We start from the raw sequence: 25,680 nt of genomic DNA on the forward strand, positions 1-25,680 counted from the left end.
ATTAAATGAGTTAAAACATTGTGTTATGAGTTTTTTTTGATCTTATCCACAAGTATGCTCACAGTATTCGTGGATAACTTGATGAGAATATATCAGTTAATTTAAGAAGTAAAAAAAGCCACTGATGAAAGTGGCTTTTTTAAAAAAAATAGGGTGTCAATAAAGCGAAAATTTTTTATTTCACAATCGCAATCGCAAAACCATCATGACCTTTACTACCAATCGTTTGTAGTGCAGTGCTTGATAACAAACGTGGATGATTTTGCATTAAACGATACATCTCACGAATACCTTCAATACTCGGTTTTACATTATTTGGATCTAAAATATCGCCTGCACGAATGACATTATCAAGGACAATGATCGTACCCGAATGTGAAAATTGTAAACTGAGTTCGAGATATTCAGGATAACTCTGTTTATCTGCATCGATAAAAACAAAGTCAAATGGTTCAAAATCTTTTGGAAGTGAACGTAAAACATCTGCTGCACGACCCACCTTGAGTTCAACTGTTTGGGGTAATTGAGCATTATCTATGTTTTCTTGTCCAAGTGCAGCATGGGTATCACGACCTTCGATTGTTAAAATATAACCATCTTCAGGTAGTGCACGGGCAAGCCACATCGTGCTGTAAGCAGCAAAAGTACCAAGTTCAAGAACACGCTTACATTTATTCATTTGAATCAGCATCTGTAACAACATACCTTGATTCGCAGCTACAGCCAAATGGTCAGGGAAGCCTTTATCCGCAGTATTCTTTAAAGTCTGCGTTAAAATGGGATCTTCTGGAATTAAGTGTGATTCGATATAAGCATCAATATCTGACCATTGTTGTTGCATTGTTGATTACCTGATTTGCGATATGTGCATTGTAGTCGATTAAATTCTGAGTGCAATTTTTGTAGAACTTAATGAATGATTATTGAACTTTGATCAATGCGTTTTTATTAGAATATAAATTCTGAAATCATTAAAATATAGTTCAAAATAAAAAAAGAGGTCAGCAGACCTCTTTTTTTAATTAGACATTAGAAATGACAGAGTGAAGTATTACGTGTCAGATCAGGCCCCCAAGTACGATAACCTTGAGTATCTATATGAATCTGACCTGAAGAATATAAGCCTAGCCCCATATTTAAACTTTGACCATGGTTTTGCCAAAATTGACAGAGCTTGAATTTGGAGTTTTCAATAAAAGCATAATCACCAGATTGTGGAAACTCAGGTCCAATTCTAAAATCTATCGCTGAATTGTAGAGATGCCGTGATGAACTCGCACCACCAGCACACTGATTTAAAGGTAAGTCACGATAAACAGAGGTGACCTCAAATTCAGTTAATACTTTTGAGGCAACCAAATATTTAAATACTTTTAATGTTGGAAGCTGATTGGCCCATATTTCACGGCTAGGAACCATATATTCTGATTTACCACATTTCTGCCAATCTCGTGCAGATTTAAGCAGCTCAAAACTTGGCACAATGTTACCAACATCATGACTTTCTAAAAATCTTTCATATTCGCGCACACGTGATTGATTATTACCTTGCATGAGCCAAGAACTATAAGATTGAGGCATCACTTTAGGTTTTACTGGTCGATCCAAAAATATTTTTTCTTGTGGAATATAAATACGCTGACCATTTTGCGTAAGTATGGTTGGACCTTTTTTAGGAGAAGATGTACATCCGATGAGCATCAGTGAAATCATACTGAGGCTTACAAATCCCTTCAAAATTTGTTTCATTATATGTATTTACTGAGTTTAACTAAGCATCTAGTTTAGTCTAAATTTAAGGACGAATTTGGCATAAATTGCAAAAAAATGTACCATTTCGGTATAAAAAAAGACCAGCTAAAGCTGATCTTCTTCACACTTATTTTTCTAAAAGCTCTAATTTGTTCGGCTTACCATTCCATTCTTCACGATCTGCTGGTTGATCACCAATTTGAGTGATGTTCGGCCATTTTTCAGCAAGTTCAGCATTGAGTTCAATGAAGACTTCTTGGCCTTCTGGAAGCTCATCTTCGGAGAAAATTGCATTTGCAGGGCACTCTGGTTCACACAAAGCACAGTCAATACATTCATCTGGATTGATGACTAGAAAGTTAGGACCTTCATAGAAACAGTCAACTGGACATACTTCCACACAGTCTTGGTACTTACATTTAATACAATTTTCAGTGACAACGAAGGTCATGGCGTCAGCTACCTAAAAAATATGGTTCTAATATCGAATGCTGTATTTTAGGGAAAATGAAGCAAACTAACAATTCCTTTTATTGATAATTAATATAGAAGAACCTACTAAATCAATTTTATTTATACAAATTGACCAATGAGCTAATGAAATTGATAATGCAAGTTATTAAATAATCCAAATAGATCAAATGTATCGTGTGATATTCGGTATAAAAAGAATGATCCACTCTGAACATTATCACTAATCTTAAGTTCAAGAATCAAGCAATCGAACAAAATCCTTGGGCGAGTCAAGCATTCGGATAGAACTTAAATTTCACGAATTTTATAAATAAGCGCATTATGCTTTCAATAATTGCTTCAGTTGATAAAGCTGTTCAAGTGCTTGGCGAGGAGTTAAATCGTCGACGTCTAAATTTTTCAAAGCATCAAGTGCAGGGGATGATTTTTCAACTTCAACGATTTTCTCAACGACCTGTTCTACAGTTTCAATTTCAGAAAAAGTATCTTGCTCAAATAAATCTTTCTGTATCACAGGTTGATGCTGTTGTTTCTCTAAAATACGTAAACGATGTTGTGCATCTTTAATCACACTTTCAGGAATACCGGCCAGTTTAGCCACTTGTAAACCATGACTCTGACTGGCTGGACCATGCTGTACTTTGTGTAACAAGATCAACTGACCATTAATTTCTTTAGCGGTGACGTGGTAATTTTCAATACATGGTTCGTGACTCAATTCCGTCAATTCAAAATAATGCGTTGCAAAAAGACATAGGCATTTAATACGTTTGGTGAGGTCTAAGACACACGCCCAAGCCAGTGAAAGCCCATCATAAGTACTGGTGCCACGACCGACTTCATCCATCAGTACCAATGACTGATTGGTTGCGTGATGTAAAATTTGCGAAGTTTCAGTCATTTCTACCATAAAGGTTGATTTTCCAGAAGACAGATCATCTGCAGAACCAATACGAGTAAATATACGATCAATTGGACCTAGTTTTGCTGATTGAGCGGGGACATAACTGCCGCAGTAGGCGAGTAAACTGATCAAGGCCGTTTGTCGCATAAACGTCGATTTACCTCCCATATTAGGGCCTGTAATAATCGACATACGATGATTGAAATCAAGTTGCGTATCGTTTGGTGTATAAGGTGTCTTAATTAATGACTCGACGACGGGATGTCGCCCAGCTTTAATTTGAATACCAATTTCAGGGCTAAACTCAGGACGATTCCAATGATACAAACGTGCTTGATGAGCAAAATTACTGATTAAATCGAGTTGTGCAATGGCTGCACTCATCATCTGCAAATTGCCAATATCTTGTCGAAGTTCATCGAGTAGCATTTCAAATAATGCTTTTTCACGCGCCAATGCACGTGATTCACTAGACAGAACTTTATCTTCAAATGATTTCAGTTCAGGTGTGATATAGCGTTCGGCATTTTTAAGGGTTTGTCTACGGATATAAGAATCAGGTGCTTGCTCGGCTTGAGCACGGGTTAACTCAATATAGTAGCCACTGACACGGTTGTAACCGATTTTGAGGGTATTAATCCCCGTATTTTCACGCTCTCTTTTTTCAAGATCAATCAGGAATTGTCCTGCGTGATCTCTGATCTGACGAAGCTCATCCAATTCACTGTCAAAACCTTCAGCAATGACATTGCCATCGCGAAGTAGAACCGGTGGATTTTCTACAATGGCATTCATTAATCTGAAATGCAGCCCATTAAAATCACCGAGTTCAGCATTCAATTGTTCAATAAGGGTTGATTGATTCTGAGAGACAATGGGCTGTAATGCATGACGTAAAAAAGGAATTTGTGCACAAGCTTGACGGAGTTGAACCAGATCTCTCGGGCGAGCACTGCCTAAAGCAATACGACTCAATACACGTTCAATATCACTAATTTCTTTCAAAATTAATCGGATAGGCGCTTCATGGTACCCTTTGAGTAGGACCTCAATCGCATCTAGACGTTGATCTAGCAATGCTGTATCTCGTAAGGGTTGCATCAAGGTACGTGCCAATAAACGCCCCCCCATGGCTGTTTGACAATCGTTCACTAAATTAAAAAGTGAGGTACCGTGTTCAAATAAAGGGTCGATAATTTCCAAATTACGACGAGTGACTGGATCAAGTGCGATAAAGTCACTACTTTGTTCTAACTTAATCGAGCGAATATGCGGAAGAGCCGTTTTCTGAGTTTCTTTTGCATAGTGAATCAGTGCTGCTGCAGCCACTTTTGCAAGGGGAAGTTCATCTATTCCAAAGCCTGAAAGTGTTGACACCCCAAGCTGATCACAGAGCGTTTTTTGGGCATTGTTTAAATTAAAATCAACATTTGGTCTTTTGGTTATCGGGCATTCAATCAGTGATTTAATTTGTTCAATTAAAGCTTGATCTTGGATATCTTCATTGATCACCAATTCACTTGGCATAAGACGCGCAAGTTCAAGTGGTAAATGTTCAGCTTTATATTCTTGTTGTTGTACTTTAAAGATCCCTGCACTTAAATCAAGTAATGCAATACCAATTTGATTTTGATGGATGGCAATGGAGACTAAGTTCGAGCTTTGGTGTGCATTGAGCAAAGCATCATCGGTCAGTGTACCTGGCGTGATGATCCGTACGACACCACGTTCAACAGGACCTTTACCTGTGACTTCTCCAAGCTGTTCACAGATGACAACGGTTTCACCTTTTTTGACCAAGCGAGCTAAATATCCTTCAGCTGCATGGTAGGGCACGCCTGCCATTGGGATTGGATTTCCATTGGCTTTACCACGGTGGGTTAAAGTAATGCCCAGTAATTTGGCTGCTTTATGCGCATCATCAAAAAATAACTCATAAAAATCTCCCATGCGATAGAACATGAGCGAATGAGGATGTTGAACTTTTACGGACATGTACTGCTGCATCATGGGTGTTAGCGTAGAGAAATCAGTCATGTTTTCCATAAAGCTCATAGAGTTAAGATCCAAAAAATTAAAAAAGTGATAATACTTAAATAGCCTAAGCGATTTAGACTATTTTCAGTATTAGATCTTACCAAAAACAACGCATTTAAAATATTTAAAAATTTTGATCGAGAAGTTTTTGATCTTTGTCTAAAAAAATGATTATTTTGATGAATGAAATCGACTCATAGCAGTATCCTAATGCCATAGTTAAAAGGATGTGGAGCGTAAATGTATGGCAGGCTGACTTGAATTATTAAATCTAGTGAATCTTGTACACTGTTACCAAACAGTGCAATTCGATCGAGCACTAAGGTTTTCATTTCTAGCCGTTGTAACACAATGCATTCATTCAGGAATATGTTTAAAGCTTGTGCTTTTAAAAGCCTAAACAATCCATACTTGGCAAACTTTTTGCTTTATACATGTGCAAATATAGTCTAGCCCATTAGTCATTCGCTGAATTGGTGCAAAACACTATGTTTCTAGATTATAGAAAATTTATAGTTCTTAATTTGGATGTAACACCAAATGTGTTCACTAGAAAGTTCAGATTAGATGTTCACTTATAGTGCATTCAGGCATGTTATTGGTGCAAGAAATCTTATAAGTGAAGATTTTCATTATAAGCAGATTGAGTAATAGACAGAGATGCTGGATTGGTTCGTTACATAGGATCTTAAGTTTCCGAGAAACTTGAACAACCTATCATTACTTGGAGAGCTGATTACCGATGAGTAATTAAACCAGCGTTGTAGAAGATATGAATCGAAAGTTGCGGGTCAATCTGTGTGCAATGAATTCATTATGCTTTTCAGTTACGGTGTAATCAGGTGTGAATAAAACTGCACTGAGTGCCTAACTAGGATTTAATCGTGTTAAACAGAATTTCACTACGTCAAATGCAATATTTCGTCGCCACCGCAGAAAGCGGTAGCATTAGTATTGCTTCGGAAAAAATTCATGTTTCTTCGCCATCAATTTCAGCAGCCATTGCACATATAGAGTCAGAATTACAAGTTCAACTTTTTATCCGTCAACACGCAAAAGGATTATCTGTAACAGAGATTGGTAAAAAAGTCATGCTGGAATGTAAAATGATTCTAAATCTAGCAGGTGGTTTATACACTTTGGCTGCAGAGTTTTCTGGGTCTAAGCACGAAACTATTTTCATGGCTTCTGCTGATCTTCCTTTACCCCATTTTCAAACGGATGAATTCAGTCTTTAAACAAACAAAGAATAACCACCACACCATCACATTCAAATAATTTATGTTCTGTTTTTAACATCTTGAGTGCTCCTAATTTATGCTGAGATCACACTATCAAATTTAATATTAATTAGAATATAAGCATGCTGTGCTTTTAATGAGTACGTGCTTTAGAAAGTCATGATTCGATTTCTTGAATTACAAGATTTCGTAGGAAAAGATCATGAATTGTTGAATGCGATAAAAAAGCCTCTACTAGAGGCTTATTAAAATCAAGGTTTAAAAAGAGCATGTTCTGTTAAATGCAGTCTTAAGATACGTCGTAGTTCTAAAACGGCTTCAGGCGTTTCTTGAATAGAATGACCACCTTTAATAACCAATTCTGACGCTGCACCTTTTAAATGTGCACTCTCGTAAGGGACAATTCCGTCACTCATAATTTTAGGGTCTTTACTCTCTGTGATATTACCCATCACACTGTGGAAAATGATCTTGTTCGTTGGCACAACATTTTCAGTGAGTTCAGTAAATTTAGAATTATGACTTAAATCGCTGGGACCATTTTGAATTAAGCCATGACCTAAATCTTTCACAAAGTCTTTTACATTCACATTGCGATCAGTCAAGGTATCGGCAAATGCGCCAAGGAATGCACCTGGAAGCTTGATAATTCTACGTGCTGCTTTGGTAAACCAGCGGTCAGCAAAAGCTGTTCCCTTATGTGGGGCTGCGATAAAAATGGCACGATCAAAGTTTGGAATGGGATCAATCGTAAGGCGTGCTTTAAACAAAGGTTCATTTTTGAACTTTTGAATTTGTTGAGATTTGAACAAGGCTAAAGCAGGTTGAGTCAAATCGGCTTGACTCACCAATAATCTTGAGATAATCCCGCCCATACTATGACCAATTAAAACTGCATCTTTGGTAGAAGGAGAATCTTGATCTAAAGTCGCGAAAGATTGTCGAATTAAAGCATCAATTTGAAAATGGCTTTCTAAAATAGGCATATTGGTCGAATAAAAGACTTGCCACACTTGATAATGTTCACGAAGGATTTGATCGCCCATGATATCGTTGGTCAAGCGAATCCATGCTTCAGGACTACTCGCTAACCCATGGACTAAAACAATAATTTTTTTGTTCGGATTATAAGGTTCGAGTTTAAACAATTGCGGCATGGTAATGCTGTTGTCACGGTCAATCAAACTCAAATAAGCGGCTGCGCCGAGCTTATTTTCAGCAAGCCATAATCCATAAGGCGCAGAGAAATTCGCCGCCAGAGGGTAGGTATTATTCCCAATTTTTAGTTGCTCAATACTATAGGGGTCAAAGATATTCAGCTGAAAATTTGGATTGTATAAGATGTCATCAATGGTGTTGCTGACTTGTGGTTGAGCTGTGATCGTGACGGATAAATAACGAGGTTCATGGATATTTGGATTGACCCCATTTTTATATTGGTGATTCATCGGATCAACAATATATTTACCTACATCGTCATTATTCGGTGCAGGAAGTGTGGCAACAAACTCAGAACCGAAACCATCACGACGGTTGGTTGATCTTAATCCTGAAAAGTTCAGATTATAACTCGACATTAAGCTATCGAGTTTGGTATTGGCAATTTGTGGATAGTCGCTGTAATTGACTTTATAAATGCTTTTACCGACTTTAATCTCTTTGGGTACACGTTCTTGGGTATATCTTAGACCATAGTTGGTGATCAGTTTGGCCAAAGCTTGGTTATAAAAATCTCGGATTTGTACTTGTCGGTTATCAAACAGACGTTCACTCGGGTGGCGTTTGGTTTTAAACAAATAAGCATAACTGTAGCGAATACTTTGATCTAATAATGCAAGTTGTTCATCTAGACAGGCATTATAGGTTTTCTGATGGGCAGCCTTTTTCTCTTCAGATTGATATTTATTGATTAAACCTATGGAGCATTCGGATTTTTGACTCAATGCTAATGCTTTGGTGAGGTAGGCTTCACTCGCTGTTGAAAGAAGTTGTTCATCTTGAATTTGAGGAATTTTTTTAAGTTCTGTCGTACATTTTTCAGGATCATCGGTACAAACATCTGCTTCACCACCTGTCATGGACAATACGTTGAGGCTTGCTTCACTCATTTTTTTACGCGTTAAAATACTGTCACGTTCATTGGCAATGGAGACATTCAGTGCTTGATTTTTCACGCTGACAACTTGGCAGCCACTGATGAAAAGTGGGATGCTGGCAATCAGGACAATTAATTTTTTCTGATAGATTGTGCTATTTATTATGATTTTGATTGGCATCGTATTTGTACAATGAATGAGTCATTTAAAATCATACGTTAAATTTTAGAAATTGAAAGTGACCATTCAAAAAAAATAGACTGAAAAATCAGTCTATTTTAGGATTCTAAAAATTAATTTTTAAAATTATGATTGAGCAGGATTGTTTAGAATTTGCCAAACATTGTATCGCCCTTGTTTCTCAATCTCACTGATGAGGCGATCTGCAATTTCGCCTTCTTCAGGATATTTCACTTTGTAGTTTTTTAGAGTTTGTACAGCATTCTTCTTTTGACCTAAATAAATGTAGTTATTTGCGGCAACGAGATAGGCCTCTTGAACACCAGCTTTAATCGCTTTATCAATATAAGGGGTTGCTTCTTTTTGACCACCACCTTCAGACAATGAGAAACCAAACCAGAAGTTTGCTTCAGCATCTTCTTTATTTAATTTTAAAATTTGAGAAGCATATTTTAAAGATTTAGTGGTGTAACTTGAACCTAAGTCCAAATTACGACCCATCACACTCGCTTTAAAAGCACGGACTAAAATATCAAAAGATGCATTATCTTTCGATGCAAGCTCATCTAGTTGTGCAGAGACTTGTTTTAACTTTGCTTCAAAACCGTAACGTTCTTGGCGGTCTGTAAAACGTGGTGGATAATGACGCGCTTTACCTTCTACCATTTGTAAGAAATCATCAATTTCAGTAATGTCGATTTCATTTTGACCGGCAAGCACTGCATATTTCATTGCACGTGTTTTGCTATTAATCGTTGGAATAATGAGTTTATTGGTATCTAAAATCAGCTTTTTCTGTGTTTTAGGATCGGTCACTTCAAGTTTGTTTAAAGGTGCAGCAGCTGCTTTTTTTAACTCAAGTTCAAATACAGGAGGCTTGGTGTAGTCAAAAGGATTCAGTGCGTAAAAAGGGGCACTTAGATCAGGTTCAGTGTAGTAGATCGGATCATTGTTTATTTTGCTCGTTTTAATAGAAGATGTACTACATCCGACAATGAAAGTTGATGCGATAATCGCACATACCAGAGGCTTAATGGTCATAATGATTTCCGATATATTGTTGTAAGTGTTGATAAATGCATGTTGCTCAGTCTAAAAAATGCCAGAACAACATGCAACCATAATTCAGTGTTGTTATTAAAATTTATACATTAAGCTTTAGATTGAAATGTTTGGGTTTCGCATTCACGACGAACTTCTTCAATAATCTTTAACTCTTCTTCGCTAAATGGGCGTTGAACAGGTTGTGACTTATCAAAAGTGGGATCAAGCAAAGATAAACGCTGACAAAGTGTGTTCATGCGAATTTCATTTTGTTGAATACGATCCAATAAAACACGCATGCCATCGATCATTGGGTCAGATTGATCTTGTGTCATCGCATAAGGTTGGAAACCAATTTGCTCAGCATAATCGCGACGGCGTGATTCTTGCTCATTTTCTAGTGGTTTATTCTTTAAAATAAATCGGGCAGGGTTGCCGACTGCAGTGGCACCTTCAGGAACTTCCTTAGTTACAACGGCATTTGAACCGACTTTAGCATTTTTATGAACAGTAAATGGCCCTAAAATTTTGGCCCCCGCACCGACAATAACGCCGTCCTCAAGGGTTGGATGACGTTTGCCTTTATTCCAGGTTGTTCCACCTAAGGTGACACCATGATAAAGCGTAACATCATCACCAATTTCTGCGGTTTCTCCAATCACAATGCCCATACCGTGATCGATAAAAAAACGTTTACCAATTTTTGCGCCTGGATGTATTTCAATACCTGTGGCAAAACGGCTAAAAGAAGAAAGCATACGCGCTGAAGTTTTACAGTCTTTGACCCATAATTTATGGGCAACTCGATGCATGATCAGTGCATGAATGCCTGGATAGGTCGCTAAAACTTCAAATGTATTTCGAGCAGCAGGATCGCGCGCGAATACAGCTTTGACATCTTCTCTGAGCTGTTTAAGCATTTGTTTGATCCTCAGTTTTTGTTTGATCTAAAGTAGATTTTTTCCATGTCCCTTTGTTCAAAGCTTGAACACGACTGAAAATACCTCTAAGTAGATGGTATTCCATACGATCTAATTGTATACGTCCGAACAAACGACGCAAGCGTAATGGTAATAATCGTGGGTTTTTAGGATCTAAAAATTCAATTTCTTCCAGCATTTTTTGAATATGCGGATAGAACTGTTCCATTTGTTCATGCGTAACCAATGGCTCATCCCACTCCATCGCATCATCTTCAGTGACTTTCATGGTGGCTTTATCATCCACTTCATGTTCCATCAGCTCAGTCGTCGCCATGCGCATTTCATAGCAAATAATTTGAATGGCTTGAGCAACATTCAATACGCCGTAATCGGTATTGACAGGAATGGTGACATGAAAATTTGCTAAAGCCAGTTCTTCGTTGGTTAATCCGCGGTCTTCACGACCAAAGATCACTGCAATTTCTTGTTGTTCTTGCAGCACAGCTTTCATGGATTTCTGTGCGGCAGGACGCGCATCGAGTAGCGGCCAAGGAATAGTACGACTACGTGCACTGGTTCCAAACACAATATGACAATCTTTAATCGCGTCTTCTAATGTTTCTACAATTTCAATTTGATCGATCAGATCTGTCGCACCCGCAGCCAATGCATCTATATCAGGATGTGGATACGTTTTCGGTGAAACGAGTACTAACTTACACAGCCCCATGGTTTTCATTGCGCGTAAAGCGCTACCAATATTGGCAGGAAGCGTGGTGTTGACCATGACAATACGTACATGGCTTAAATGCGCTGCAACAGCTGCATTATCAATAATATCCATAATTATTCCAAATTTGAGCAGTGGTTTAGCGACGGTTTAAGAGTATTGGCTGGCTTCAGCTTGATACAGATCCATCGCTTCATCCATGCTTACATCATTGGGAGGTGGTGCAAGCGGATAAGTCTGATTTGGATCCGCAGCTTTACTCTTCGCCGCTTTTGATTTGACTTGATATTCCACATGAAGTGCTTCTTTGCCGAAATAATCACGCAGTTGAGAAAGCAAAGCATCTAAAGGTGCAACTTTCCAATTGACCCCTAAATGTAGTTCAGCAGTCGCATATGGATAATCGAGAAGAATGTGTAGTGGAATGTGATTACACATATCGACATTACAATAAGGGAGAATAATTTTTTGTAAGTCTGAGCTGAGTGTTTTACTCATGTGCTCAGCATCAAGCTTGATCTGAATGCAATTCGCACGTTTCTGACGAATTTCATTTAAGGTAAAAGCTTTGGTGAGTCGTCCCATTGGGCGGTCAAAACCTTCACGCTCATAGATTTCGCCTTCAATCACCACCACTTGTTCAGTGACAATGATCTCTTTGAAACGTTGGAAGCGTTCATGATTGGCTGACACTTCAATCCGTGCCGTACCATCATCTAACGTGATCATCATACGGTTCGGGAAGTTAGCAACATCGACTACCAATCCAGCAAATACCGTAGTCACGCCACGACGTGTAGGTGTCAATTCATTAATTTTTTGTGAAATAAATGATTTGAGTTCAGGGCGATAAACATCAATTGGATGACCTGTTAGATACAACCCAAGTGTGTCTTTTTCCCCTTTTAAACGGACTTCATCTGACCAAGGTTTAACAGGTTTGGCAGGCTTACGCTGAACTTCTTCGACTTCACCAAACAAATCCATGATACCTGATTCACGGTTTGAACGTGCTTGATCCGCTGCTTGTACGGCCTCTGGCAGTTGAGCCATCAGGCTTGAGCGTTCAATGCCTAAACAATCCAAAGCGCCTGAGCGAATTAAAGCTTCAAGCGTCCGTTTGTTGATTTTCTTTAGGTCGATACGATGGCAGAAATCAAAAAGATCTTTAAATGGACCCAGTTGTTTGCGTGAATCAATCACTGATTGCATTGCGGCTTCGCCGACACCTTTGATCGCGCCTAAACCATAAACAATCGTATTTTCATCTGTCGCATGGAATTGGTAAATCGACATATTGACTGAAGGTGGTAATACGTCGAGTCCATTATTTCGACAATCGTCAATTAAAAATACAATGCTGTCCGTATTTTGCATTTCCGATGTCAGAACAGCAGCCATAAATTCTGAAGGGTAATGGGCTTTCAACCATGCTGTTTGATAGGCAACGAGGGCGTAGGCAGCGGCATGTGATTTGTTAAAACCATAACCTGCGAACTTTTCCATATAGTCAAAGATATGGTTTGCCGTTTGTTCATCAATGTCTTTCTGAGCAGCACCCTCGATGAAGATTTGGCGTTGTTTCACCATTTCTTCAGGCTTTTTCTTACCCATGGCACGGCGAAGTAAATCCGCACCACCCAGACTATAGCCTGCGCAATATTGAGCTGCCTGCATCACTTGTTCTTGATACACCATAATCCCGTAGGTTGGCTCCAAGACGCCTTCAAGTAATGGGTGAAGATATTCGAACTCACCGCCATGCATACGATGGATAAAGTCAGGAATCAGATCCATCGGACCGGGACGATATAACGACACGAATGCGATAATTTCTTCAAACTTTGAAGGGCGTGCTTCTTTCAGCATCTTTTTCATGCCCACGGATTCAAACTGGAACACTGCTGTGGTGTTGGCATCCGCGAAGATGGAATAGGCTGCTTTATCGTTGAGTGGAATATTTTCAATTTTGAGAGGCGTATCAAATTTTACGCGTTGATTGATATGCTGAATCGCATCTTCAATGACCGTTAAATTTCGAAGCCCCAAAAAGTCAAACTTGACCAGACCTGCAGATTCGACATCATCCTTATCAAATTGAGCGACACGACCTGTACCATCTTCTTCACACATGACCGCGGAGAAGTCTGTGATCTTGGTCGGTGCAATGACCACACCGCCGGCATGTTTACCTGTATTTCGAGTAATGCCTTCAAGTTTGAGCGCCATTTCCCAAATCTCTGCAGCATCTTCATGATCTGGATTCGATGGATTGGTCACAATGTCTTTCAGTTGGGGTTCTGCTTCAATCGACTCTAGCAAGTTCAAACCGAGGGGTTTGGTTGGAATCATCTTCGAAATACGATCGGCTAAACCATAAGATTTGCCCAGTACGCGTGCGACATCTCGAATCGCCCCTTTGGCAGCCATGGTACCGAAAGTTGCAATTTGCGAAACGGCATCACGACCATAGGTCCGTGCGACATAGTCAATGACACGGTCACGACCAGCAATACAGAAATCGACGTCGAAATCGGGCATTGATACACGTTCTGGGTTTAAGAATCGTTCGAACAGGAGTCCATATGGAAGCGGGTCTAGGTCGGTAATTTTTAAGCTATATGCAACCAAAGAACCTGCACCTGAACCACGACCTGGACCAACGGGAACACCATTATTTTTAGACCATTGAATGAAGTCCATGACAATGAGGAAGTAGCCCGGGAATCCCATGGAGTTAATGATTTTAATTTCAAATGCTAGACGTTCATCATAGGGCTTGCGAATCTCAGGCCAATCTTCATCCCGTTGATCAACAGGGTAAAGATGAGCAAGACGTTCTTCCAAACCTTGCTCAGATAAATGAGCAAAGAAGGTGTCAATGGTATGACCTTCTGGAATTGGATAGTCGGGTAAAAAGTATTTACCCAATTGCAAAGAGACGTTACAGCGTTTTGCGATTTGAACTGTGTTTTCAATGGCACTTGGTAGGTCTGAGAATAGATCAACCATTTGCTCAGAGGTTTTGAAATATTGTTCAGGGCTGTAGGTGCGTGGGCGACGATTGTCACCTAGAACGTAACCATCTGCGATACAGACACGTGCTTCATGGGCTTCAAAGTCTTCAGCATTGATAAAATGTACGTCATTATGTGCGACCACACCAATTTGATATTTGGCTGCTAATTTTACAGCTTCTTGTATAAATGCTTCTTCATTCGGGCGGTCTGTACGTGTCAGCGCAAGATAAACTCGATTCCCAAATTTTGCGATCCATTCTTCAAGCAGAGGTTCGGCTTTTTGTGGGTTGCCCGAGCAGAGCATTTCTCCGACATCACTTTGCATACCCAGTAAGGCAATGATGTCATTTGACTGTTCAAGTACCCATTCTTTTTTAACGCAAGGAATACCGAGTTGCTGACCTTCGATAAAACCACGGGAAATAATTTCGGTCAGACTACGCCAGCCTGTATTATTCATCGCCAGTAAAGTGACACGATGGGACTCATCATTGAGTCGAATTACACCACCTAAAATAGGTTTAATGCCTTTTTTTAGGCAAGAGGTGTAAAACTTTACAGCCGCGTGTAAGTTTGAAAGATCAGTCATTGCCAAAGCAGGCATTTGATCATCTACTGCAGATTTCATGAGATCAGGTATACGTACGATCGATTCAGTAATCGAAAATTCTGTATGAATACCAAGATGAACAAACTGCATAAATGAATCCTTCGCTAGATCAAAAAATATTTTAACACGCTCTTAGTCTGAGGTAATGAACAAAAGTAAAAAGATCAATTATCTGTTCATAAAATGAAATGCTTGAATGCGTATTAAGTAAAGACTAAACTTCGTCAACAAAAATAAAATTTATGAGCACTTAAATTAAATGAAAAAAATATTGATCAGTATTTTTATTGGTATGACGTTTACACTTACTGCTTGTGCACAAAAAGATTTTAGTGAGAATTTATTAAAAAATACAAAAGAAGGTCAAGCCCAAGCTGAGTATGATTTAGGTGAAGCCTATTATAATGGAGTTAGTGTTGAAGAAAACCTAGAAGAAGCTTTTAAATGGTTTAAGAAGGCAGCAGAAAAAGGTCATGTTAAAGCTGAATATTCAACCGCATACTTATTAGATTATGGCGAGGGTGTAGAAGAAAATAATGTGGAAGCAGTTCAATGGTATTCAAAAGCAATCAGTAAAGGACATTTGCTTTCACATTATGAGTTAGCACAAATATTGATAGAGGGAGAGGATGGCGTTGAGAGTAACCCTGAAAAAGCTATTTTCTTACTGACTAAAGCTGCAGACCAAGGTTTAGATCTTGCCCAATTTGAACTAGGTGTTTTATTTGATGAGGGAGAAGATGTTCCGAAAGATATTGTCAAAGCAGTTAAATATTATAAATTAGCTGTTGCACAAAATAATGCTGACGCACAAAATAATTTGGGTCTACTTTATCAGTATGGTGAAGGTGTCCAACAAAGCTATAGTGAGGCTAAACGACTATTTACATTGTCTGCTAGTCAAGATATTGGACATGCTTACTATAATCTAGGGAATATGTATGCTGAAGGTGAGGGTGTTAGTAAAAATTATACGAAAGCAGCCGAGTTCTATGAAAAAGCTGCTAGGCTGTGTCATAAAGAAGCTAAAGATAAATTGTCAGAAATATATAGTGTTGGTGGTTTTGGATTGAAAAAAGATTTAAATAAAGTACAAGAACTTCAAGAAGACTAATCAAAAACTATCCAAATAAAAAAGCACCTTAAAGTGCTTTTTTATTTCATTGATGGGCAAAATTATCTTTTAATATTCCCAAAACATTCGCTGAATCTCTTTTGCATCCTTAGTCTTGGTTAAAGCCAATGCCGCCAAGAGTTTGGCTTTCTGAGGGTTTAAGTCATGTGCAACCACCCATCCGTATTTGTCATCAGGTTGTTCAGCATTGCGTAGTACGAAACCTTTCGGAACTCGTGAAGAGCGGATGATTTGAACTCCTTGATTTTGTAGCTCAGTCAAAGTGGGCACAATATTTTTTGCGACTGAGCCGTTACCCGTACCCGCATGGATAATCGCTTTTGCACCTGCCTTGGCATAAGCTTGATAGGCATCTGGAACCATGTTGCCAGAACCGTAAACGATTTGAACAAGGGGTAATCCATCACCTTTGATATTTTCGATATTAAATTCTGATTTGTTATTAAAGCGTTTAGTCGACTGTCTAAACCAATATGATTTTCCTTCGATAAGTGTGCCTAAAGCTCCCCATTGACTCTCGAAAGCATCGGTATGTAAGTTAATTGATTTTGTCACATCGCGAGCAGCAAAAATGCTGTCATTCATCAGGATGAAGACACCTTTTCCTTTAGCTGTATCGTCCGCCGCTAAAGCAACTGCACTATAAAGATTCAATGGGCCATCTGCAGAAAGCGCAGTAGAAGGGCGCATTGAACCTACAAGAACGATTGGTTTATCTGTATGCACCACCAAATTTAAAAAGAAGGCTGTTTCTTCTAAAGTATCTGTACCATGTGTAATCACGACACCATTTACGTCTGGTTTTTTGACGAGATCATTCACTTGGCGGGCTAAAGACAAAAGTTCTTTATCTGTAATACTTTCAGAAGCCACTTGCATGGCTTGAACGCCACTCACATTCGCAAGATTTTGGATTTGTGGGACTGCAGTCAGAAGTTGATCGACAGGAACTTTTGCGGCTGTATAGGTAGCACTATTGGTTGAGCTTGCACCTGCACCTGCAATCGTGCCACCAGTGGCAACCACCACGACATTATTTTTAGCAAAACTTGTAATGGGTAAAAGTAAACCCAAGCTGAGGGTTAATGCTGTTAACGTTTTTTTCATGATCTATCCTTATTAAATTCTATACTTTCCGAGCATTTTTTGTACCACTTCGACCATAAACGATATTAACAGTGAAGTGATATATCAAAATGAAAATATAAAAAAAATATTGATCATTAAAAATGATAAAGCAAAAAAAGCCCTGATTTTGATCACCAGAGCTTTTATGTTTTTAGAACTTAATCATTTCCAGAGATTAATCAATAGAATTAACGCATCTTTGATAAGAAACGTCCTAAACGATTGATCGCTTCGCGAAGCTCATTTTCAGCGGGTAAGAACACCACACGGAAATGATCAGGCGTTGGCCAGTTAAATCCTGTACCTTGTACCAATAACACTTTTTCAGCACGAAGCAGATCAAGCATAAGTTGTTCATCATCTTCAACAGGATAAATATTTGGATCGAGTTTTGGAAAGCAATACATTGCCCCTTCAGGTTTCACACAGCTGACACCTGGGATTTCATTGAGCATTTGCCAAGCGATATTTCGCTGTTCGTATAAGCGACCACCCGGACGAATCAAGTCATTAATCGACTGATAACCGCCTAATGCGGTTTGAATGGCATACTGCGCTTGATGGTTTGCACATAAACGCATAGAAGCAAGCATGTCTAGACCTTCAATGTAGTCTGAAGCACGCTTTTTATCACCTGTAATCGCCATCCAACCTGAACGGAAACCTGCAATTCGATATGATTTAGATAAGCCATTGAATGATACGCATAATTGATCACCTGCAAGCGCAGCGACAGACACGTGTTCGATACCGTCGTAAATGATTTTGTCGTAAATTTCATCTGCAAATAAAATCAGATCATATTTTTTTGCAAGTGCCACAATTTTTTCTAAGACATGGCGTGGATAGACTGCACCCGTTGGGTTATTCGGGTTAATAATTACGATACCGCGAGTATTGGGTGTGATTTTACTTTCCATGTCCGCGATATCTGGATACCAGTGATCTTCTTCATCACATTTATAGTGAATCGCCGTACCACCCGAAAGATTTACCGCAGCAGTCCATAAAGGATAATCAGGCATTGGAACGAGCATTTCATCGCCATCGTCTAGTAACCCTTGCATTGCCATCACAATCAACTCAGAGACGCCATTACCGATATACACGTCATTGACATGCATATCAAAGATGCCTTTTTGTTGATAATACTGGCATACGGCTTTACGTGCAGGAAAAATCCCTTTTGAATCGGTGTAACCAATCGCATTTGGAAGGTTGAGTGCCACATCGTTAATAATTTCTTGCGGTGCTTCAAAACCAAATGGAGCAGGGTTGCCAATGTTCAGTTTAATAATTTTATGACCCGCTTCTTCCATCTCATTGGCGGCACGTAACACAGGTCCACGGATGTCGTAGCATACATGCTCGAGCTTAGACGATTTTTTTATTTTGCGTGGAGATTGAAATGTGTTCGGCATTTTAATGTTCTCTGATTGAGTGGAGGTCACTTTTGCATAACGGTATAAATAGCTTTTAAAAGTCTCTGTGGTGACCAAATCGAGTTGATGCTCATCTCTGAGTAAACCAACGATTTTTTCATGCGTAAATCCTGCCTGTTGATATTGTTTAATCACAGGAAGCAGATTTTTAAAAATTACGCTTTTTTTCTGCGACATTTTTTAATCCTGAGCAAGAATTGCCCCTAGATTAACACTTATTTTGCTCACAAAAAAGCATTCAAACTAAGAATTGCTTACTTTGTTGAGATTAATTTGCTTCCTTTTTGCTTTTAAAATCCTTTTATATGTTTTGTAATTTGTAAAATTAATACTAGAAATTTGAAAATGAATGACGTAAATATAGGATTATCCTATTTTAATGCACGATATAAAGGGACGTAATCATGGGTAAGATCAATAAATCAGACCGTGAATGGCAAAGAGAGTTATCACCTGAAGAGTTCCGTATTACCCGTCAGAAGGGGACTGAACAAGCTTTTACCGGTAAATATTGGAATACCAAACAATCGGGAATTTACACTTGCCGTTGCTGTGGAGAACAGTTATTTTCATCTGAAACCAAATATGACAGTGGTTGCGGTTGGCCAAGCTTTTTTAGACCAATCACACCGACAGTGGTTGAAGAACAAGATGATTTTACACAAGGCATGTACCGTACTGAAATTATTTGCCATAACTGCGATGCGCATTTGGGGCATGTGTTCGAAGATGGTCCAGAACCTACAGGGCTTCGTTATTGTGTAAATTCAGCGTCATTAGAACTCAAGACACAAGAAAAAAATGATGAGGAAACCTATCCATGACAGACATCTATCAGTTCGAAGCTGAGTTGTTAAATGAACAAAATAAACAATTTTCTGACTACGCTGGGAAAGTGTTGTTGATTGTGAATACCGCAAGCAAGTGTGGTTTTACACCCCAGTTTGCTGGTTTAGAAAAGCTGTATCAGAAGTATAAAGACCAAGGGTTTGAAGTTTTGGGCTTTCCATGTAATCAGTTTGGGGGGCAAGATCCAGGATCGAATGACCAAATCGGCAGTTTTTGTCAGAAAAATTATGGTGTTTCTTTCCCGATGTTCGCCAAAGTAGATGTGAAGGGTGCCAATGCGCATGTGATTTTCCGTTACCTGACCAATAACAGTAAAGGGGTTTTGGGGAGCGGGATCAAATGGAACTTCACTAAATTTCTCATTGGCAAAGATGGTAAAGTGCTCAATCGATACGCACCGACCACCAAGCCTGAAGCTTTAGAAGAAGATATAGAAAAAGCTTTGTCGAAGTAATGAGTATTAATTTAAATTTAAAAAATCAGCTCAATGAGCTGATTTTTTTTGTTGAATGATATTTTGCAAGACATATTGATTTTAAAATGCAGCCAATAAACTCACAATAATCGGTGCGAGTACTGAAAGGATAAACCCACTGACCATCGCATGTGGTATAAACTCATTTCCACATGACTGTTTCACCATGGGTAAAGTCACGTCCATCGCAGTTGCACCTGCTGAAGAAATTGCCGAGCGTGGATAGCGCCAGCCAATCAAATACATAAATAAAATGGCAAATATTTCTCTAAACAGATCATTCATCAACGCGATACTGCCTAGTTCAGCATTTCTTAATTCAGTGACGACGATGCCTGTCATAGAGTAAAAGCCATAACCTTGTGACAGCATGATCAAATCTTTGAGGCTAATATTTTGAATAAGTAACATGGATGCAAATGCGCCAAGCAGTGATCCCAAGATACAGCCGAATGGCACCAGTAAAATTTTCCAATTGAGCCATGAACGATCCAGTGGAGAGTAGGCGAGGTCTAGACCAATTAAGAACATGAAAACGAGTAGTAAGTTCCACGAGCTGAATAGGATTTGATAATCAAATCTTAAGCCAATCTCTGCAATGCCATAACCAATGCCCAATGCAATAAATGCATAACTGATGTTAATTAAAGACTTAAAAAGTAAATCCGTTGAAACCTTGCCTTGAGTGGGTTGTACGCCAATCATTTTGTAAAGCAGATAACAACAACCAAACGCGCCGATCGATGTCAATAATGCAATGGTTATGGCATTAGTTAAGATCAATCCGGGGCTCGCAATATTATTTAATGTGTGCGAAAACTCGATCGCAATAGCGATCAATAATAAGTAGGTAAAATAAGGTAGAACTTTAAAGCACAGGGCTTCAAACCATTTCGGCAAACGTCTTGCGAAAACGAACCCTAAAAATAAACAAAATAAAAGTTGGAAAATAAGCCACAGAGATTGCATATCATTAAGCAGGAAGTTTATTCCTGCTTATTATGACCACTAATGCTTAAGTCAAAATGACTTTTTATTCATAATAATGCGATTTATATGCATATATTGAGCTTTGGTATGGCTTAAAAATTTAGGCTTAAGGATTCAAATAACGATAATCCGCTAAATTAGGTTTCTTAGTGTTTAACCAATATTTCCAAGTATAAGAGGGCCATAATGAGAAGTTTTTACCACCCTCTTGTTGATACCAGCTCACGCAACCTGATTGCCATACGGTGCCAGTAAATTGTTTCTGAATATGTGCATTAAAATCATCTTGAACTTTGTCTTTCACCACAACAGCTTGCGTACGAGATTTTTCAACAGCTTGAATCAGTTGAACAATATAATTGACTTGGGATTCAATCATGAAAATTACAGAATTATGACCTAGAACGGTATTCGGCCCTAACAATTGAAATAAATTCGGGAAACCTTTGGTTGCTATCCCATAAAAGCTTTCTGCACCTTCTTTCCATGCATCTTTGAGTTCAAGTCCATTTTCGCCGATGCATTCAAAAGATTTTAGGTAAATTCTAGGATCTGTAATGAAGCCTGTTCCGTAAATGAGACAGTCAATTTTCCGTTCTTGACCATCTTTAGTGATGATACTGTCTTCGGTGAGCTCTTGAATGGCATCTGTGATGAGTTCAACATTAAAACGGTTAAAAGTAGGAAAATACTTGTTGGACACTAAAATTCGTTTACAGCCCATGGTGTAGTCAGGGGTAAGTTTTGCCGCGATGTCTTTATCTTTCACTTGGTATTTGATAAAGAGTTCAGCAAGCTTTTGTCCTGCCTTCATCATTTTTGGTTTTACAATCGGAACAACGCGGGATTCATTTGACCAATATAGGCGAGCACGATGTAATTTACGGAACCAATCAAATTTTGCAAATAATTTTTTATCGAGAGGATTGTAAGCACGTTCATCACGGGGGATCACCCATGCCGCTGTACGTTGGAATACATAGAGTTGATTGGTTTGTGGGGCGATTTCAGGGATATATTGAATCGCACTTCCACCTGTACCAATCGAAGCAACATTTTTACCTGTTAAGTCATAATCATGTTGCCAATGTGAAGAATGGAAAACTTTGCCCTTAAATTTTTCAATGCCTTTAATTTTAGGAATTTGTGCAACATGCAAAGGGCCAGAAGCAAAAATTAAAAATTGAGCTTGAATGTTTGAACCTTGTTTCGTCTCAATACTCCACTGGCATAGATTTTCATCATAACGTGTTGATGTCACCTCGTGATTGAAGCGAATATATTGTTTGAGTTGAAAGTCTTTGATCAAACTCTGAATGTATTGAAAAATTTCAGGGGCTTCCGCATAGCGCTTCGACCAATCCGTTTTGGGTGCATAGGACAGGGAATACATATGCGACTGAACATCACAAGCAGCACCAGGATATTGGTTTTCACGCCAAGTTCCACCGACATCATCCGCTTTTTCTAAAATGATAAAATCATTTATACCACTTTGTAGAAGTCTGATAGCGGCTGCCAGCCCACCAAAACCAGAGCCTATAATGGCCACCTTAAATTTTTCTGGTGAAGTTAATGTACTTTGTAGAGCTTGAACGGATTGATTTTGGTCATGGCTTGCTTGCATTAAACTTATTCCATATTTTTCTTTTAAAGTATCTTAAACAAACTCAGCTCAAAACAACATGATATTCAAGACAGTTAAAATTGATATTTTCGGCAATATCGTTTGGTCTCGATTTAAGTTAAAACGAGTCATGTCCTATTTAATTCATGCAACATGAAACGATCAATTTTAGGTTTAATGTATTTGATACAGGGAATGCGTCAAGCAGGAATACCTGTGGATCAACGATTAAAGCAAATTGGTTTAAAAGCAGATTCATTCGATCCCGCTGCTGTGATTCATCCAGATTTAGAATGGGATATATTGCGTGCTATCGCGAAAGATATTGCACCTGAATTAGGATTAGACATTGGTCAACATTATGCGCTAGCAGGATATGGGTCACTGTTAATGCTATTACTGACCAGCTCAACTGTAGAGACAGCATTAAAAAATGCCATTCAATATCAGTCTTTGACACATTTGTCAGGGCATTTATTATTGAAAAAAAAATCTGATTATGTTGCTTTAGAATATCAATCTCAGCTTTTAGATCAGTCACTTGGATTATTTAGAGCACATTGTGAAATTTCAGGAACGCTTAAGTTTCTACAAGAAATTCACATGATGGCGGGTTTAGGTTTTCCTGAAATTAGAGTGGAATTGCCATTTTCCCCGCCTCAAGATGCAGATATGCTGTCTAAGTTCCAGCAATACTATGGAAAAGAGTTATATTTCGACTGTGATTACGCGGGGTTTGTTTTTCAGCCATCCATTTTGGAGGTTGGAATACCATCTTCAGATGCAATCACTTTTCGATTGTACGAAGATAAGTGTCAGAATGAAATCATTCGATTTCAAACTGATGACATGCTGCAAACTCATTTGATTGAAAGTGTGCGTGATTTTTTAGATATTCAACGTGGATATATCCCGAGTATGGCTGAGACAGCCCAAGCCTTGAATATTCCAGAGCGCACTTTACGTCATCAATTAAAGCAACATAAGACCAGTTATAAAGATATACGTGAACAATTGATTCGACATAAAGCGCTTAAGTTGATTGATGATCATAGTGTGTCGATTGAGCGTATAGCGGAAATGCTTGGCTATTCGGAGCCTTCGGCTTTTAATCATGCATTTAAACGTTGGTTTGGTCACAGTCCACGCCAATATAGAAAATAGCGCAATATAGATCATTTAAAATATTATTGGCTTTTTTGCTAAGCCCAAAGTTTTATTTAACTTTTTAATTATTTCTATATAATTTCACTAGCCCAAAAAATAGTATATAAATGTTATGTTAGATCAAAATTCAGTACCAAACACGAGTAATAGCACCATTTATTCACCGTCTGAACGATATGCGCAAGCGATATCTTCAGGGCAATTTATGCCTGATGATGCTCAAGCGGAAGCAGTACATGAGTTGAATCGTGTATGGGAAGAGTTGATCAACCGCTACAAAGCCTCTAAAAAGGCATTTCGCCGTTTTCGTCGTCAAACCCCACCTAAAGGTGTGTACATGTGGGGTGGTGTAGGACGTGGTAAAACATGGCTAATGGATCAGTTTTATGATTCCATTCCATTCCGCCGTAAGATGCGTATGCATTTTCATCACTTTATGCAACATGTACACAAAGAGTTGAATAAAAATTCGGGCAAGCAGAATCCCCTCGATATCGTCGCCGATCAAATCTATAAAGAAGCTGTTGTCATTTGTTTTGATGAGTTTTTTGTCTCTAACGTGACCGATGCGATGATCATTAGTGATTTGTTCCAAAAATTATTTAATCGCGGCATTACCTTAGTGGCAACATCAAATATTGCACCAGACGGTTTATATAAAAATGGCATTCACCGTGACCGTTTTATTCCTACCATTGAAATGGTGAAGAAGAATTGTAAAATTTTGAATGTTGATGCGGGTGTGGATTATCGTCTACGAGTTCTAAAACAAGCACAATTGTTTAAGTCACCGCTGACCGAAGAACATCAAGTTTGGATTTCAGAGCGATTCGCGGCTTTGACTCAGACTCAAACGGTGAGTAGAGAGCCGATTACCATTAATAATCGTCTGGTTGAAACGATTGGTCATACTGAAGATGTACTCTGGTGTGAATTTAGAGAACTGTGTATGAAGCCACGTAGTCCTGCTGACTTTATTGAAATTGCAAATATCTACAATACGATTTTGGTCAGTAATGTTCCTGATTTAAATGATGTTTTGTCTGAAGGTACGCGTCGTTTTATTTATCTGGTTGATGAGTTTTATGATCGTGGCGTGAAACTGATTTTGACTTCACATGCCAATATTATTGATATTTATAGTGGTGAGCGTTTAGCTTTTGAAATTGAGCGTACGCGTTCACGTTTGTTAGAGATGCAATCAGATGAATACTTACAATCAGAGCATAAACAAATTACTTCAACTGAAAAAAGTCCAGTAGAACAGTTTTAAGCTTAAGTTTTGTTTAAAAAAAGGAGACTTTATGTCTCCTTTTTAATGGATATTAACTAAATTTGAATCCATATAGTGGGAATAATTTAGTCGATTTTATTTGGTTGCGAATTTTAATCCTTTCTTCCAAATCTCAGCTTGAAGAACCAGATAGAAATAATGCACCTGATTATTTAAAGTTTTAAAAGTGTCTAAGAGCTTCTATTTAATTATTAACAAAATCATGAGCTGATTAGACCTCTTGCGAAAGTCGTTATCGCAAGTTTATCCGGTTTACCAGTGCAGCGATTAAGCTAATGCGTAAACCGAATCGCTTACGTCTGTTTCGGTAGCGTTCACTCAATATTCTAAATGTTTTTAATTGACGATTGATGTGTTCAATCACAATTCGTATTTCTCCAATGATTTTATTGTACTTTTTCTCAATATCAGATAAGGCAGAATTCTTCTTTTTCTTAATAGGAGTCAATAGCTTAAATCCACGCTCCTCTAGTCCATGATACCCTAAATCAGTAACCACATATTCACAATGCTTGAATTTTGCAATCGTTTTTCTTGCCAATTTAATGTCATGTTGACTACC

General features: G+C 38.5%; 19 protein-coding genes and 1 pseudogene. 6 read left to right on the forward strand and 14 right to left on the reverse strand.

Annotated features, from left to right (window positions below; genetic code table 11):
* Nucleotides 1-175 precede the first annotated feature (175 nt).
* The 4 genes from AC5YD2_RS11715 to mutS all read right to left on the reverse strand — a co-directional run bounded on the left by AC5YD2_RS11715 (nt 176) and on the right by mutS (nt 5,185).
* Nucleotides 176-841, reverse strand: a complete 666-nt coding sequence (locus AC5YD2_RS11715) for an O-methyltransferase (protein ID WP_496126505.1) — start codon at nt 839-841, stop codon at nt 176-178.
* A gap of 188 nt (nt 842-1,029) precedes the next feature.
* Nucleotides 1,030-1,749, reverse strand: coding sequence for a D-Ala-D-Ala carboxypeptidase family metallohydrolase (locus tag AC5YD2_RS11720; protein WP_496126506.1), 720 nt, complete (start codon nt 1,747-1,749; stop codon nt 1,030-1,032).
* A 130-nt stretch (nt 1,750-1,879) separates the two neighbouring features.
* Complete coding sequence (gene fdxA / locus AC5YD2_RS11725; RefSeq protein WP_496126507.1) at nt 1,880-2,203, reverse strand: ferredoxin FdxA; 324 nt, start codon at nt 2,201-2,203, stop codon at nt 1,880-1,882.
* Between the two features lie 342 nt (nt 2,204-2,545).
* Nucleotides 2,546-5,185, reverse strand: coding sequence for a DNA mismatch repair protein MutS (gene mutS, locus AC5YD2_RS11730; protein WP_496126508.1), 2,640 nt, complete (start codon nt 5,183-5,185; stop codon nt 2,546-2,548).
* Nucleotides 5,186-6,051: 866 nt separating this feature from the next.
* Here mutS and AC5YD2_RS11735 point away from each other — a divergent pair.
* Nucleotides 6,052-6,330, forward strand: a pseudogene (locus AC5YD2_RS11735) (LysR family transcriptional regulator); the annotation flags it as partial.
* Nucleotides 6,331-6,659: 329 nt separating this feature from the next.
* Here AC5YD2_RS11735 and AC5YD2_RS11740 read toward each other — a convergent pair.
* The 5 genes from AC5YD2_RS11740 to dnaE all read right to left on the reverse strand — a co-directional run bounded on the left by AC5YD2_RS11740 (nt 6,660) and on the right by dnaE (nt 15,101).
* Entirely contained in the window at nt 6,660-8,684 is a 2,025-nt protein-coding gene (locus AC5YD2_RS11740; RefSeq protein ID WP_496126509.1) for an esterase/lipase family protein, read from the reverse strand.
* Nucleotides 8,685-8,810: 126 nt separating this feature from the next.
* Nucleotides 8,811-9,725 carry an ABUW_2363 family tetratricopeptide repeat lipoprotein gene (locus tag AC5YD2_RS11745; protein WP_496126510.1) on the reverse strand — a complete coding sequence of 305 codons (915 nt, stop codon included), beginning with the start codon at nt 9,723-9,725 and terminating at the stop codon, nt 8,811-8,813.
* Nucleotides 9,726-9,835: 110 nt separating this feature from the next.
* A complete protein-coding gene (cysE, locus tag AC5YD2_RS11750) occupies nt 9,836-10,648 on the reverse strand; it encodes a serine O-acetyltransferase (RefSeq protein WP_496126511.1) in 813 nt (270 codons plus the stop codon).
* Complete coding sequence (locus AC5YD2_RS11755; RefSeq protein WP_496126512.1) at nt 10,641-11,495, reverse strand: RNA methyltransferase; 855 nt, start codon at nt 11,493-11,495, stop codon at nt 10,641-10,643. Before AC5YD2_RS11755 ends, cysE begins: the two co-directional genes overlap by 8 nt.
* 36 nt (nt 11,496-11,531) lie before the next feature.
* On the reverse strand, nt 11,532-15,101 hold the full coding sequence (gene dnaE, locus AC5YD2_RS11760) for a DNA polymerase III subunit alpha (protein ID WP_496126513.1): 3,570 nt from the start codon (nt 15,099-15,101) through the stop codon (nt 11,532-11,534).
* Nucleotides 15,102-15,270: 169 nt separating this feature from the next.
* On the opposite strand from dnaE, the gene AC5YD2_RS11765 reads away from it, so the two are divergent.
* Nucleotides 15,271-16,125: a tetratricopeptide repeat protein gene (locus tag AC5YD2_RS11765; protein ID WP_496126514.1), complete on the forward strand. Its 855-nt coding sequence runs from the start codon at nt 15,271-15,273 to the stop codon at nt 16,123-16,125.
* A gap of 69 nt (nt 16,126-16,194) precedes the next feature.
* Here AC5YD2_RS11765 and AC5YD2_RS11770 read toward each other — a convergent pair whose 3' ends face one another.
* Both AC5YD2_RS11770 and AC5YD2_RS11775 read right to left on the reverse strand, forming a co-directional pair.
* The gene (locus tag AC5YD2_RS11770; RefSeq protein ID WP_496126515.1) at nt 16,195-17,253 is read right to left on the reverse strand and encodes an asparaginase; all 1,059 of its coding nucleotides are present in this window, start codon (nt 17,251-17,253) and stop codon (nt 16,195-16,197) included.
* A gap of 209 nt (nt 17,254-17,462) precedes the next feature.
* A complete protein-coding gene (locus AC5YD2_RS11775) occupies nt 17,463-18,893 on the reverse strand; it encodes a pyridoxal phosphate-dependent aminotransferase (RefSeq protein WP_496126516.1) in 1,431 nt (476 codons plus the stop codon).
* A 227-nt stretch (nt 18,894-19,120) separates the two neighbouring features.
* Between AC5YD2_RS11775 and msrB the strand changes: the two genes are divergently transcribed.
* The gene (gene msrB / locus AC5YD2_RS11780) at nt 19,121-19,540 is read left to right on the forward strand and encodes a peptide-methionine (R)-S-oxide reductase MsrB (RefSeq protein WP_496126517.1); all 420 of its coding nucleotides are present in this window, start codon (nt 19,121-19,123) and stop codon (nt 19,538-19,540) included.
* Nucleotides 19,537-20,019 carry a glutathione peroxidase gene (locus AC5YD2_RS11785; RefSeq protein ID WP_496126518.1) on the forward strand — a complete coding sequence of 161 codons (483 nt, stop codon included), beginning with the start codon at nt 19,537-19,539 and terminating at the stop codon, nt 20,017-20,019. Before msrB ends, AC5YD2_RS11785 begins: the two co-directional genes overlap by 4 nt.
* Nucleotides 20,020-20,100: 81 nt before the next feature.
* On the opposite strand, the gene AC5YD2_RS11790 is transcribed toward AC5YD2_RS11785, so the two are convergent.
* On the reverse strand, nt 20,101-21,009 hold the full coding sequence (locus AC5YD2_RS11790; protein ID WP_496126519.1) for a LysO family transporter: 909 nt from the start codon (nt 21,007-21,009) through the stop codon (nt 20,101-20,103).
* 127 nt (nt 21,010-21,136) lie between these two features.
* A complete protein-coding gene (locus AC5YD2_RS11795; protein ID WP_496126520.1) occupies nt 21,137-22,657 on the reverse strand; it encodes a flavin-containing monooxygenase in 1,521 nt (506 codons plus the stop codon).
* A gap of 153 nt (nt 22,658-22,810) precedes the next feature.
* Here AC5YD2_RS11795 and AC5YD2_RS11800 point away from each other — a divergent pair, with 153 nt between their 5' ends.
* Together AC5YD2_RS11800 and zapE are read left to right on the forward strand one after the other, a co-directional pair.
* Entirely contained in the window at nt 22,811-23,821 is a 1,011-nt protein-coding gene (locus AC5YD2_RS11800) for an AraC family transcriptional regulator (RefSeq protein WP_496126521.1), read from the forward strand.
* Nucleotides 23,822-23,936: 115 nt separating this feature from the next.
* Nucleotides 23,937-25,097, forward strand: a complete 1,161-nt coding sequence (zapE, locus tag AC5YD2_RS11805; protein WP_496126522.1) for a cell division protein ZapE — start codon at nt 23,937-23,939, stop codon at nt 25,095-25,097.
* A 253-nt stretch (nt 25,098-25,350) separates the two neighbouring features.
* Here zapE and AC5YD2_RS11810 read toward each other — a convergent pair.
* A partial coding sequence (locus tag AC5YD2_RS11810; protein ID WP_496126523.1) for a transposase family protein occupies nt 25,351-25,680 on the reverse strand: 330 nt, incomplete at its 5' end.

Source organism: Acinetobacter sp. CY73, assembly GCF_059515865.1.